The following is a 14,216-nucleotide window of genomic DNA, read 5'->3' on the forward strand; positions in this document are numbered from 1 at the left end:
GTCAAATGAAATGAGTGTTTGATGAGAAAGCAGGGATTCAGTAATCTTGTAAAATCAAAAAATGCAAGAGCCCCTCAATCTCTTGCATATCCCATGCATCGCCTACATGCTTCATCTTTCTTCGAAGCTATCCTTTTTCTCACAAACAAAGAGCACCTATACCAAGCTCTAAGGTTGTTTAGCCTTGGCTTCCCCCACAACTTCTGCCCCAGATGCGAAGCCATAGTTCATACTCAAATCTTCCAAAGCTTTAGCCGTATTTGTGATCAAAACAGTGGTCGTCAAGGGGAGGTTAGCCTTTTGTATCTCGGACCACTTCACACTCCCAATTTTTTCACCCCCTTTGACAAAATCACCAATTTTCAGGTTTATGTCAAAAGGTTCACCATTTAAACTCACAGTATCAATGCCGATATGTAGGAAAATATCAAGACCATCTGTTCGGCGCAATCCTACCGCATGCCCCTGGCTAATAGTCACTCTTCCACTTACAGGACTGTATATTTTCGCTGTCGTACTTGTAGCTGTTGGTTCAATAGCATAGCCCTCACCCATTAGTTTTTGAGCAAAAATATTTTCGGAAACTTTTGTTAGTTCAAAGACTTCACCATCCATAGGTGCATAAAGTTTACTGTCTTCAAGGGGCACTTTCTCTCTGCGGCTGTTACCAAACATCATTTTTCCTCTTTTACGTTTTGTTATGGCTCATCAATATTTACGCTTAAAATATCATCCTATTATTTCATTTATCTTAATTGTAACACATTTAACTTCACTAGTCACATTAAGTAATTTAGTCAACAGCGTGGTTACAGTATTTAATAATAGCCCCATAGCCTATCTTCTTGCGTGAAAGAAGTTAGACATCATACCACAGTTTATAAAAAAGAGACCCGCTAGGAGTCTCTACGCTATAAATCGTTTAACTTTACACACGGTGAAAACATCTCATTATAGTTTTACACCAATTTCTTCTTTCACGACATCAACAATTGTATCAACAACATCGTTCACTTCTTCATCGGTTGGAGCTTCTGCCATAACGCGAAGAAGAGGTTCTGTCCCACTTGGACGCACTAAGATACGGCCTTTGCCATTCATTTTTTCTTCCATCCTTGCAATCACTTCGCGAATGGCTGGGATATCCATTGCCCCTTCTTTGGCAGCATTATTTGCCACACGGACATTCACCAATTTTTGTGGATAGATAGCTACTTCGGCGGCTAATTCTGATAACTTTTTCCCTGTTTCACGCATTACCTTTAAAAGTTGAATGGCTGAAAGTTGACCGTCTCCTGTTGTATTATAATCCAAGAAGACCATGTGACCTGACTGCTCTCCTCCAAAATTGTAATTGTTTTTACGCATTTCTTCAACAACATAACGGTCACCTACAGCAGTCACAACAGAGTTCATACCAGATTCTTCAAGCGCTAAGTGAAAACCGAGGTTAGACATTACAGTTGTTACAACGGTATCTTTTACCAATCGTCCTCGCTCAAGCAAGTATTTCCCGACAATAAACATGATCTTATCGCCATCTACTACTTGACCTTTTTCATCAACTGCAATGAGGCGATCTGCATCTCCATCGAAAGCCAGACCAATGTCGCTCCCCGTTTCCAGCACTGTATCTGCTGTTTTTTCTGGATGAGTAGAGCCAACACCTTCATTAATGTTGAGACCATTTGGATTTTCACCAATCACTGTTAACTCTGCATTTAAGTCCGCAAAAACGGCACGAGCTGATGTATATGCAGCACCATTGGCTGTATCCAATACAACCTTGTAGCCCTCAAAATCACCCTCAGCTGTTGCTTTCAGAAATGCCTGATATTTACGAACAGCTTCATTGTAGTCATGTAAAATACCAAGCCCTTCAGCAGATGGTCGAGGCAACTTGTCTTCTTCTGCATCAATTAGCGCTTCAATTTCTAGTTCTTTGTCATCGTCAAGTTTAAAACCATCTGATCCAAAGAATTTAATCCCATTGTCCAAAGCTGGGTTATGACTCGCAGAAATCATTACTCCTGCAGAAGCCTCTTCTTTACGGACTAAATAGGCAACACCTGGTGTGGCAATAACGCCTAAGTCATAGACTTCAATCCCCACAGATAAAAGCCCAGATATTAGACTTGTAGAAAGCATTTGCCCAGAGATACGTGGATCACGCGCAACATACACCTTAGGCGTTCCAACTTCATGCTGACTAAGAACATAGCCTCCAAACCGCCCAAGCTTAAAAGCCAGCTCTGGCGTCAATTCCACATTTGCTTCTCCACGAACACCATCTGTTCCAAAATATTTACCCATTTTATTTTTCTTTCCTTTTCACTCAACTATTTTTTTACCGGAGTCAATGTGACTTCTACTTGACTCGGTTTAACACTTACTCCATCTGCTTGGATATCAACATTCACTGTTTCTTTCTGCGTAACGCCAGATATGCTTACTGTCGCATCTACGCTATCAACTTTATCCAGAGCACTTTGTTCTCCTGAAATCGTCACTGTTTTATGCGAAAGTGACGTTTTTATATCCGAGAGACTTTGATCCATGGTCCCTGTTTTTTTCACATGAACAGGAACTGTTTTCGAAGGCTTCTCTACACTTACTTTCATCTGAACTGTGGCAGGACTGATTTGTGCAGGAAGTAATTTGCCATCAGCATCAACAGCGTGCAATGTCACTGTACCAGAGTAATCATCGTTCAGGTAAGCATCACTTGGCAAGGCCGCCTGAATAGCATGAATTTGCTTAATGCTGCTCTCTCCCGCTGTTACTTTAACTTTTTCTTGACTCAGATTTATATCGTTAACTTTAAAACCTTCTGGCAGTTGAGCTTCCTCAATCACAGGTGTAACGTTAAACTCTGCACTGGCTTTTTTCTCTAAGCGAACCGTCAAGGTCGTCGGTTCAATCTGTGCATTGATCCCATTGGGAAGCTGCTGAATCCGAACAGGCATTGTGACCGTTCCTTCTCTGGCATTGGATAAATCCACGACAAGATAGAAATTGCGCGAATCTGGATTTTCTTCCGTACTGATTTGCACGCGATTGTAGCTGGTCAAATAGACATTTGCTGTATTATTGTAACCACTAGCAAAGTATTCGTCCGTATTATACTTAAGCTCAATGGGAACATTGGAAATGGTCGTCGCATAAACCTCTCCGGTAGTCGAATTTCCTTGATTTCTCAAGGCAACGGAACTAGCATTAAAAAACAAAATAACTGCAAAGAAAATTGATGCTAATATTGTAAAAAGCTTTGAAGCGAAAAAATTATTTTTCATTATTTTTTGCCTCCTGTTTCTTCTGGTCCTAAAATAGCAGTGAGTTTTTCATGGAATACTTCTTTTGAAATATCTGCATACAATTCACCATTATAGGCAATTGATATTCCTCCGGTTTCCTCTGACACTACAAGCACTAGAGCATCTGAAGCCTCTGAAAGACCGATAGCTGCTCGGTGACGTGTACCAAATTCTTTCGAAATACCCATTTTTTCAGTTAGGGGGAGATAGGCGCTAGTTACAGCAATTTTGTCGTCTTGAATGATGACAGCTCCATCATGTAAAGGCGTATTAGGAATAAAGATATTGATAATCAGTTCGCTAGAGATATCCGCATCCAATCTGATTCCTGTCGAGGCATATTCACTCAAAGTTTGTGTCCGCTCAATGGCAATCAGTGCACCGATTTTACGTTCGGACATATAGGAAAAAGACTTTTCATAGGCATCGATGTAACTGTTTATTGACTTAGCACGACCTGCAGATAGACGATTTGGTGTGCGCCCTAAGCCTTCTAGAGCTCTGCGAATTTCTGGCTGGAAGATAATAACACCGGCAATGGCTCCGTAAGTAATCACTTGGTTCAGTAGCCACTCCAGTGTGGTCAGTCCTATTAGACCTGCGACTATTCTTATAAGCACAAAAATGATAACACCGCGTACCAGACTAACCAGCTTCGTTCCTTGGACAAAACGCATAGCTAAATAAAGGAAAAAGCTAACAATGGCGATGTCAATAATCGAAATGATGACGCGCAAAGGCGACTGATTGAGTTCCAGTATTTTTTGCCAAAAATCAAGATTAAAGATTTGACTAAAATCACTCACATACTACCCTCCTTACTGAATTATTCTTTTCTATTATAACAAAAAAAGCAGAAAAGCGGCTCTTATCTGATATATTAGGAGTTTCAAACTTTTCCAAATAAATTAGTGCTCCCCCTTCTATAATTCTCTCCCCTCTTCAACATCTCACGAAAAAACAGCGCCCTACTGTCGCTGTTCCTCTTTTTATTTCGACTCCTGAGCAAGACGTGCCGCCTTTCTTGCCACACGTCTTGCTTCACGTTCAGGATCCACGGGACGCATTTTACGTTCTCTTTTTTCACGCACGGGTCTCTCAACTTTCGTACCAGAGCTCTTGCTTTCCCGTTCTATAAATTTATCATAGTCCCCTGATACACGTGCATACCTTAGGAATTTTTTCCTTGCATCACTTGCTGCTTTTGCATAGAGCAGTTCTGCCTGCTCTGCATTGACTTTCATAAGGTTTGCAAAACGCGATTGTTTCATGAGAACTTCTCTTACTTTTGTAAAGTCTGGGCGTTTGAAATCTAAAGTGAGTGGATTTTTTCCTGCTTCCTCAAGTACTGGATTATAGCGATAAAGCTGCCAGTAACCACTATTTACTGCCGCTTTTGCCTCATCAAGAACTTTACTCATTCCTTCATAGTTGCCGTGTGCGATACAAGGTGTATAGGCAATGATTAGTGAAGGTCCTTTATGTTTTTCTGCCTCATCGAAAGCCTTGATGGTCTGCATCATATTGGCACCGCTGGCTATTTGAGCAACGTAGACATTGCCGTAAGTCATAGCCATAAATCCTAGATCCTTCTTAGCGGCAACTTTCCCGCCAGAAGCAAACTGTGCGATAGCACTAGATGGCGTGCCCTTGGAAACTTGTCCCCCAGTATTAGCATAAACTTCATTGTCCATGACCAGAATATTCACATCTGCACCACTTGCAATAACGTGATCTAAGCCACCAAAACCAATGTCATAGGCCCAGCCATCACCACCAAATATCCATTGTGTAGGTTTAACAAACTGGTCTTTCTCTTTATAAATTTCTTGCAGGACTTCTGATTTTTCTTTTTCCTCTTTTAATAAAGCCTTGAATTTTTCAGCACGCGCGCGCGTTCCTTCAGAGTCATCCAAATGTGTAAGCCAATCTTTAGCTAGAACCGTTAAGTTTTCAGACATTTCTGGCAAGGCAGATTTAACGGTCTCAGCAAGTTTTTGACGCCGGGTTTGACTGGCAAACCACATGCCATAACCATACTCCGCATTGTCTTCAAAAAGGGAGTTGGACCAAGCGGGACCTTGCCCCTCATCATTAGTTGTATAGGGCGCAGCCTGCGTTCCACCGTAAATTGATGAACATCCTGTAGCATTGGAAATCATCATGCGATCCCCAAACATCTGAGTCAAAAGTTTGATATAAGGTGTTTCACCACAACCTGAACAAGCCCCTGAGAATTCAAAGAGCGGTTGATTAAACTGCGTACCTGCGACCGTACCGGGACGAGCTGGGTTTTCCTTTTGCTTGAGTGTCATTCCAAAAGCCCAGTTTACAGCTTGCTCTTTTTGACTCTCATAAGATACCATCTTAAGTGCTTCTCCCTTTTTAGGACAAGCTTCTACACAAAGGCCACAACCGGTACAATCTTCAATTGAAACCTGAATCCGATACTTGAGGCCGTCTTTACCCCGATAATCCATAACCTGAAAGCCTTCTGGAGCTACATTCCATTCATCTTCGTCTGCAAGGAAAGGACGAATAGCCGCATGTGGACAAACAAAGGAGCACTCATTACATTGGATGCAAGCCTCCCCATTCCACTCAGGAACTTCCAGAGCTATACCACGTTTTTCAAAGGACGAGATGCCTAAGGGACTACTTCCAGCAGTGACATTAGTAGCTACATCCTGCACAGTCAGCTGCTCTCCCTCAAAGGCATTGACCTTATCTAGGAAATTAAAAACATATCGCTTACGCGCAGTTTCTGCTTGGACTGCCTTTGCTTCTGCCACTTCGACTGAGCCCCAAGTTTCTGGTACTTTTACCCTGTGAAGATGCGTCAAGGCTTCTTCCATGGCTTGTAGATTTTGCGCTACAATTTCAGGTGATTTTCGCGCATATTTTTGTGCATCTTGTTTAAGAATCTCATAAACCTTATCAAAAGGCATTATCTCTGCAAGCTTAAAGAAAGCCACTTGCATGATTGTATTGATGCGCCGCCCTAGTCCTGTCATTTGGGCAATCTTTGCCGCATCAATGCTATAAAACTGGATATTATTTTCTGCAATATAATGTTTTAACTTGCTTGGCAAATTACGGTCAAGTTGCTCATCTGTCCAGCCTGTATTGAGAAGGAAAATACCGCCTTTTCGTAAGCCTTTTAGCAAGTCATATTGGCGGACGTATGTTGTATTATGGCATGCAACGAAGTCAGGATGGGAAATCATGTACTCTGACTGAATCGGGTGATCACCAAAGCGTAAATGACTTACTGTGAGTCCGCCGGATTTTTTTGAATCATATTCAAAAGCACCTTGAACATATTTATCTGTGTTGTCTCCGATAATCTTGATTGCAGCCTTATTTGCTCCTACAGTACCGTCTGAACCAAATCCCCAAAATTTTGCTTGATAGGTAGATGGTGAGGTAAGATCAAGACTATCTTGGATAGGTAAAGACAGCTTTGTTACATCATCTTCTATACCAATGGTGAAGCTCTTGGTGACTTTTTTATTTCGCAAATGTTCAAAAACAGCTAAAATATGCTCGGGCCGCGTATCTTTCCCCCCAATACCATATCGTCCACCGCTTACTGAGATATCATAATCAAAAAGTACATCCCTAACATCCAGTAGGAGAGGTTCAGCATTACTTCCCGCTTCTTTAGTACGGTCAAGCACTGCGATTGACTCTACTGTTTGAGGTAATTTTTCCAAGAAGTTTTCCGAAGGGAAAGGACGGTAAAGGTGTATATTAAGAAAACCGACTTTTCTCCCTTGAGCATTGAGATAATCAACTGTTTGCTTAATTGTACCTGCAACAGACCCCATGCTTACAATGACTTCCTCTGCATCTGGTACACCATAGTAGTCAGCCAAATCATAATCTGTCCCCTGCAACCTGTTGATTGCTTTCATATACTTTTGGACAAGAAACGGAAGTTCATCGTAATAAGGGTTAACTGTTTCACGTTGTTGGAAATAGATATCCGCATTCTGATTGGTTCCTGAAACAGTGGGATGATCGGGATTCATTGCACGGTTACGAAAGGCTGCAAGCTTCTCCTGATTGATCAATTTTGCTAAATCTTCATAGTCTAGCACATCAATTTTTTGTATTTCGTGTGAGGTGCGGAAGCCATCAAAAAAGTTCAGGAAAGGCAGGGAAGCCTCAATGCTTGTCAAATGTGACACAGCTGATAAATCCATAACTTCCTGAACACTGGAGGCCGCCAGCATGGCAAAACCTGTCGAACGTGCGGCCATGACATCCGAATGATCTCCCGAAATATTAAGTGCCCCAGTAGCTATAGCACGCGCAGCGACATGAATAACTCCTGGAAGGAGTTCTCCCGCCATTTTGTACATATTGGGCAACATGAGCAAAAGGCCTTGAGAAGACGTAAATGTCGTTGCCAAGGCTCCCGCCTTTATGGCACCATGCAGAGCTCCAGCAGCTCCTGCCTCTGACTGCATCTCACTTAATTTTACAGTCTGTCCCCAAATATTTTTTCGTCCTGATATCGACCAAGCATCTGTATAATCTGCCATTGGCGAACTTGGAGTAATGGGGTAAATCATTGCAATCTCAGAGAAAGCATACGCCACATGGGCTGCGGCCATGTTCCCATCCATAGTTTTTTTCATGATAAAAGTCCTTATGTAAAAGCATTTATTTGATTTCCCATCAGCAGAAACGGTGTCATTTGTTCCTGATGTGGACATTTTCCCGAAAAATCAAGAGCTCTTACGCTTAAATTTTTGACTACTACTATTTTAACACTTTTAACTATTGTCACCATTGCTAATGAATGTCAAATACTTTTGACAAATTAAAGCAAAATACAAATAAAAAGATACTTTTAATCAAGTAGCCGTGAGGTTGGACTAAATCATGAATAAAATTGAAGTCCACCTTGTTGGGAATCGCTTGTAAATAGCGGCCTTGACTCAACAAGGCTTAAAAGACTAAATACAGTTTGAGCAGTATTATCTTGTCAGTAAGGCATTAAGACACCCCCCAAAAGGCTTATTTACCTCCTTTTTATCACTTTTGCCCATAAAAATAGACAAAGCGAAATCCACTTTGTCTACAGTCTGTGATACTTTTAATTAAGTATTTTATTTTTCTCCCAAATCTCCATTAAATAGGCTAACGTTAAAAAGTCTGTCCTGGGAACTAAAGCAATGTCAGAACCTAGCTCCTCTTTGCATCCTACGCCAACAGGCAAACTTCCCGCTGCTTTAATGGCTGAAATTCCTGCTTGGGCATCCTCAATTCCAATGGCTTCATCTGTGGAAACACCCACTCCCGCTGCTGCTGCTTGAAAAATATCTGGTGCTGGTTTTGAGGCTGCAACTTCTTTTGGATTTGCTATAAAATCAAAATAAGGGGTTAATGCCATGCGCTCCAAAAGAATCGGACCATTTTTAGAAGCTGAAGCCAAGGAAATTTTAATGCCGCTGTCCTTTAATTCTTGCAGCAACTCTAAAATCCCTGGATAAACATCTGCTGGACTGACTTTTTGAATCATCTGTAAATAGTTGTCATTTTTCCGTTTCGTTAGTCTGGCAAATTCTTCCACAGAGAAGTCATTTTCTCGCTTCCCTAAAGACAATATTTTTCTCAATGAATCCTCACGTGAAACGCCTTTGAGTTGCTCATTAAATGTGCGATTGACCCCTTCAATCCCCAGTTCTTCCGCTAAAGTTCTCCATGCTTGATAATGGTGTTCTGCAGTATCTGTAATCACTCCATCAAGATCAAATAAAACTGCTTTAAACATGCGCGATTTCTCCAATCTCAAATATTTTAGTTTGGCCTTTGAACTTAATCTTAAATCTCAGCCCTTTTATCGCCTGTGGGAGATTATTTTTAACTGAAAAACCCTCAGATGTACGATGCAAACCTGCAAAGCCATAGATTAAGCCTAGCCAAGAGCCACCCATATTGGCAGCATGAATGCCATGACTCGCATTTCCCTGTAGGTCAGTCAAATCCATTGTAGCAGCATCTTTAAAGAATTCATAAGCTAAATCATGACGACCCAAATGGCTCGCAACAACGCCATAAACCGCACGGGACAGGCTACTGTCATGGGTGGTCAGAGGTTCATAGTAATCAAAGTCACGCCCCATTTGTTCACTCTTTGTCTCGTTGGCAAAAATCATATGCGCAAGTAAAGTATCTGCCTGCTTTAAGACTTGATGCTTATAGATTTTCATCGGATGGTAGTGGAGGAGGAGAGGATACTTTTCTGAAGGCGTATCTTCAAAATTCCAGATTTCTTTCGTCAGGAAAGATTCATCTTGCGGCGTAATCCCAGCTTCATTGACAGGTACGAAATACATCTTTTGAGCAGCTTCATCCCAAAGTTGACTGTTCTCGTCCTCATCACCAAATTTTCGAGCAAGTTCGGCTGCGTATTTCAAATTTTGTTGGGCCATCTTATTCGTATAGTAATTATTATTAACTAGGGCTGTATACTCATCCGGCCCAGTCACTTCATGAATTTCAAAACCTCGGTTTGAAAAGAAACCGTAAGATAACCAAAAGTTGGCTGTTTCATAAATAACTGATTTGGCTGTTTCCATAAAGGCATCATCGCCCGTGACTTCGTGATAAAGTTTAAAAGCGTGTGCAATATCTGCATTGATATGAACTTGTCCCGTTCCTGCTGGAAAATAGGCTGAGGTTTCTTGACCTGAAATTGTCCGCCAAGGATATAAAGCACCTTTAAAATCAAGTTCTGCTGCTCGCGCTTGTGCGGCAGGCAGGATATGTAGACGATAGGCTAGGAGTTGCTTAGCTAGTTCTGGCTGCGTATGAATAAAGAAAGGCAGCAGGTACATTTCAGTATCCCAGAAATAATGCCCCTCGTATCCCTCACCTGTCAGACCTTTCGCTCCAAAGTTTGTCTTTCCATCACGCCCAGCAGAATTAAACAGATGAAAAAGATTCACTCGAATGCCTTTTTGCAACATATCATCCCCATTAATTTCAATATCGGAACTCTCCCAAAAAGCAGCAAAGATTTCAACTTGTTGCTTTTTCAATGCCTCATAAGAGTGAGGCTCAAAATGATTGGTCTTCGAAATTTGGTAAAGCTGTGTCAGTGTAACATCCTGACCTTCTCTTAAGTCAACTGTCCCTTCAAAGGCATCGAATTTAACATATATTTTCAATTGACTGTTTAAAGTTTGATAGCAATTCCCTTCTTGGCGCATTTTTGTACTGGCTTCACGCACACGTGGATCAAACACTTTATCTGCTTGAGGTTGAATCAACCGTGCCTTTTTCGTAATCTTAGCCTGACCAGAAAAATTCAGTGCTGATATCGTCCAGTGTTGGGCATAAACCTGTCGATCTGCATGACTTGCAAAAGATTCCAAAGTCAGCATAATCTGTTTCCCTGATGCTGTTTCATAGACAAACTTTTCATGAAGTAAACCTGTTTGCATATCTAGGCAGCGCTCCTGATGTTTTAAAACTTCAAGTTCTTCGCCATCTATTTCGATATCAATTCGACGTAAATCAAACAGTTTTATCATTGTTTCATGATGTTTAGCATAACCATAAGCGTTCTCTCCATAGATGATTTCATGTGTTTCATAAAACCCATTAACGAATACACCAGGCGTAGCTTGTGCTGTAGCTATAGGTTCACTGGCACGTATCCCCATAAAACCATTAGCTTGTGCGAAGAGTGTTTCAATATTTCCTGAAGAATGGTTGCCCAAGTCCTCAAGTCGTAATTCAAAGTTTTTCATTATTTATTCATCCTCGTTTTTATTTCTCCCCATCCATACGTACCCCTTGTAAGAAGTAACGGTTAAAGATGATGTAGAGGAGGATAATGGGTAAAATCGTGAGGATTGAAGCTGCCATCACGCGGTTCCACATCTGTCCCCCTTGGTCGGCAGATTGTAACATTTGAAGACCTACAGTTAGCGTAAATTTACTCTGTGTTTTCAAATAAAGCATTGGCGAGAGGAAATTGTTCCAAAAGCCCATGAAGACGAAAACACCCTGTGTTGCAATGGATGGTTTGGCCAAGGGCATAACAATGCGAAAGAAAGTTCCTACCCGTGACAAGCCATCAATACGTGCAGCTTCTTCAACATCTTTAGGAAAATTCAAGAAAAACTGACGCATCATAAAAATATTGGAAATATTGATTGCCATAGGTAAAATCAAAGCAGCAAAGGAATCCATCATGCCCAAGTTGTGGATAATCAAATAGTTCGGAATTAGGAGGACTTGCGTTGGAACCATCATCATCGCTAAAATGCCATAGTAAATGCGTTGACGTCCGGGAAATTGGAGACGCGCTAAGGCATAACCAGCCATTGTATTTAAGAAAAGATTCACCGTTGTACCTATAACAGAAATAATAATGGAATTCATCAACCACTGTGGGAAGAGAGAACCTGAAATAGGATCAAAGAGATATTGGTACTGTTCCAAGGTAAAATTATCAGACCAGAGCGATAAATTTCCTGATGTGATTTCGGCTAAGGGTTTAAATGATGCCGCTACTGCCCACATGAATGGATAGAAAGTGATGAAAGCATAGATAATCAAGATAGTATAAAGTAAGATTTTCAGAGCTTTTTGCTTCTTAGTTTTTCTCATGCCCATTTCCCCCATTCAATTTTTCAGCGATTCGTGAAACCACGAAGATGATTATCGCAAGCATAATCGCAATGACAGCCGCATATCCCATTTGATTCTGTTGACCAAAAGCGTATTGGAAAATCAAGAGACTAACTGTCAAGGTTGAATTCTCGGGTCCTCCTGTACCTCCAGAGAAGATATAAGCTTGGTCAAACATTTGGAAGGTTCCAATAATACCCGTGAGCAAGACAAAAGTCGTAATCGGGCGCAAATAAGGAATCGTGATATAACGTAATTTTTGGAAGGCATTGGCTCCATCAATTTCAGCAGCTTCGTACATGACCTCTGGTAAATCAACCAGTGAAGCGAGGTAGATGGTCATAAAGTAAGGCACAGTAGACCAAATATTCATCACCATAATCACTTTCAATGTCCAGTCTGTATCATTGATAAAGTTAATCGGTCCATCAATCAAGTGGAGGCTTTCGAGAAAGCCATTAACCGGCCCATTGAGGTTGAAGACAAACATGAAAATCAGTGTCAAGGCGGCGCTTGAAGTCAAAGTGGGTAAGAAATAAATGAGCCGAAACATTTTCTTAGCTTTGATCCCTTTAGAAGCTAAAATATAAGCAATGACTAAGGCAATGATGGTTTGCACAGGCACAACGACAAGAGCAAAGAATCCTGTATTCTGCAGAGCACGGAGCAGCTGCTTGTCTTGAAATAAATTTTGATAATTTCTAAAGCCGTTCCACTCATAAGTGTGCATGATGAGATTAACATCATTGAAGGATAAATATACAGCGAAAAGAATTGCCAAAACAAAGAAGACTAAAATGATTAACAATGCGGGTGTGATAAAGCCATAGCCCTGAATCATTTCTGAAATCTGGCTCTTGGTACGTTTTTGTTTTTCCATAGTTTTTCCTCCAGTCAGTAAATCTTATGAAAGTACCAGAACTCTGATACTCTCAAATTTTCTACTGACTGTCCAAATATTAATTAGTGACTAATTTTACTGTTGGCTTCTTTATCTGCTTTTTCCATTGATGTTTTTAAATCATCTGCAGTTGCACCTTTTTTAAAAGCTGTCGGTACAAAGTTTCCAAAAGCATTTTGAACGGTTGTTAAGTTAGTACCTGACTGCCATGCTGTTGCAAATTTGATCGAATCTTGGTGAACTTGTAAGCGCGGATTCTCTTTCAAGAAAGCTGATCCTTCAGCTATATCTGGACGAGTCGCCAAGGTTCCAACACCATTTGTCCATGTTGTCATTCCTTCTTTACCGGTCACAAACTGAATCCATTTATCCGCCAATTCTTTAGACTTGGTATTTTTATATTCGCCCCATCCAACAGTAAATTGCATAGTCCTCGGTTTGCCTTGATAAGTCAGGTTAGGGATAATATCAAAGTTCAGATCCTTATATTCATCCAAATAAACCTTGTAATTCCAGTTTCCAGTCAGGGTCATCGCAAATTTCCCTGTCGCAAACCCAGCGCCTTCATCGCCAGCCCCAACCTGTTGTGGCGTTGCTGCTGCACCCGCATTAAACAAATCAACAATCGTTTGAAGACCTGCTATCGAATCTGGATTAGCCAAATCAGATTTTCCATCTTTCGTGATCGGTGCTGTACCTCGCGCTGTTTGGAACGGCCATGTGCGTGCCAAATCGGCATTTTGGTTAATCAGATAGACTTTACCTTTACCGTATGCCGCATCAATTTTAGCTTGGGCTTCCGGTGCCCATTTGACCAGTTCTTCGTAGGATTTTGGAATGCTGGCTTGATCAATCCCCGCTTTTGCAAAAATATCTTTATTAATATAAAGCGCCAATGTGGAAACATCTTTTGCTGCAGCATAAGGCTTGCCATCCGCTTCAAAAGCACTTGCAATCGTTGGATAGAACTCATCTTTATTAATGACATCTGACAGATCATTCAACACACCTTGCTCTTATAAGTAGGGAAAGAAAGCTGAGTCAATATAGAAAGCATCTGGTGCTGTACCGCCCGAAAGATCTGTTGGTAACTGTGTGGTGATATCTGTATAAACTTTAGGGATAACATCCACATCATTTTCCTCTTCAAATTGTTTAATCATCTTATCGAGGGTTGCATTTTCGGTATCAGAACCTTTCCAATAACCAATGGTTAGCTTTTTACCTTCTTCTGCAGAGCTCGTTCCCTTACCACAAGCCGCCAATGTTAGTGCAGCTAAGGCTGCTGTGCCGAAAAGTGTTACTTTTTTCCAATTTTTCATTCTTGAATTGTCAAGTTAAGTGCA

General features: G+C 41.1%; 11 protein-coding genes. All 11 read right to left on the reverse strand.

The genetic code is table 11. The annotated features are described in order from the left end of the window. Positions 1-168: 168 nt before the first annotated feature. A complete protein-coding gene (locus B4H39_RS10175; RefSeq protein ID WP_251422613.1) occupies positions 169-675 on the reverse strand; it encodes a PTS sugar transporter subunit IIA in 507 nt (168 codons plus the stop codon). 276 nt (positions 676-951) lie between these two features. Next, complete coding sequence (gene glmM, locus B4H39_RS10180; protein WP_202230152.1) at positions 952-2,313, reverse strand: phosphoglucosamine mutase; 1,362 nt, start codon at positions 2,311-2,313, stop codon at positions 952-954. A gap of 26 nt (positions 2,314-2,339) precedes the next feature. Further along, positions 2,340-3,293, reverse strand: a complete 954-nt coding sequence (locus tag B4H39_RS10185; RefSeq protein ID WP_251422571.1) for a CdaR family protein — start codon at positions 3,291-3,293, stop codon at positions 2,340-2,342. Further along, positions 3,293-4,120: a diadenylate cyclase CdaA gene (cdaA, locus tag B4H39_RS10190; RefSeq protein WP_202230150.1), complete on the reverse strand. Its 828-nt coding sequence runs from the start codon at positions 4,118-4,120 to the stop codon at positions 3,293-3,295. Before cdaA ends, B4H39_RS10185 begins: the two co-directional genes overlap by 1 nt. 183 nt (positions 4,121-4,303) lie before the next feature. Beyond that, positions 4,304-7,960: a pyruvate:ferredoxin (flavodoxin) oxidoreductase gene (gene nifJ, locus B4H39_RS10195; RefSeq protein WP_251422568.1), complete on the reverse strand. Its 3,657-nt coding sequence runs from the start codon at positions 7,958-7,960 to the stop codon at positions 4,304-4,306. A gap of 461 nt (positions 7,961-8,421) precedes the next feature. Continuing rightward, on the reverse strand, positions 8,422-9,099 hold the full coding sequence (gene pgmB, locus B4H39_RS10200; RefSeq protein ID WP_251422565.1) for a beta-phosphoglucomutase: 678 nt from the start codon (positions 9,097-9,099) through the stop codon (positions 8,422-8,424). Beyond that, positions 9,092-11,083, reverse strand: coding sequence for a glycoside hydrolase family 65 protein (locus B4H39_RS10205; RefSeq protein ID WP_251422562.1), 1,992 nt, complete (start codon positions 11,081-11,083; stop codon positions 9,092-9,094). The genes pgmB and B4H39_RS10205 overlap by 8 nt, the downstream gene beginning before the upstream one ends. A 19-nt stretch (positions 11,084-11,102) precedes the next feature. Further along, positions 11,103-11,948 (reverse strand): carbohydrate ABC transporter permease, encoded by an 846-nt coding sequence (locus B4H39_RS10210; protein ID WP_251422559.1) that lies wholly within the window; start codon positions 11,946-11,948, stop codon positions 11,103-11,105. After that, positions 11,935-12,849: a carbohydrate ABC transporter permease gene (locus B4H39_RS10215; RefSeq protein WP_202230145.1), complete on the reverse strand. Its 915-nt coding sequence runs from the start codon at positions 12,847-12,849 to the stop codon at positions 11,935-11,937. The genes B4H39_RS10210 and B4H39_RS10215 overlap by 14 nt, the downstream gene beginning before the upstream one ends. 83 nt (positions 12,850-12,932) lie before the next feature. Further along, positions 12,933-13,874: an extracellular solute-binding protein gene (locus tag B4H39_RS10220; RefSeq protein ID WP_251422556.1), complete on the reverse strand. Its 942-nt coding sequence runs from the start codon at positions 13,872-13,874 to the stop codon at positions 12,933-12,935. Between the two features lie 12 nt (positions 13,875-13,886). Beyond that, positions 13,887-14,192 (reverse strand): hypothetical protein, encoded by a 306-nt coding sequence (locus tag B4H39_RS10225; protein ID WP_251422553.1) that lies wholly within the window; start codon positions 14,190-14,192, stop codon positions 13,887-13,889. Between the last annotated feature and the right edge of the window lie 24 nt (positions 14,193-14,216).

The sequence above is a fragment of the Lactococcus sp. UBA7128 genome (assembly GCF_002492185.1).
In the GTDB taxonomy this organism is placed as follows: Bacteria; Bacillota; Bacilli; order Lactobacillales; family Streptococcaceae; genus Lactococcus; species Lactococcus muris.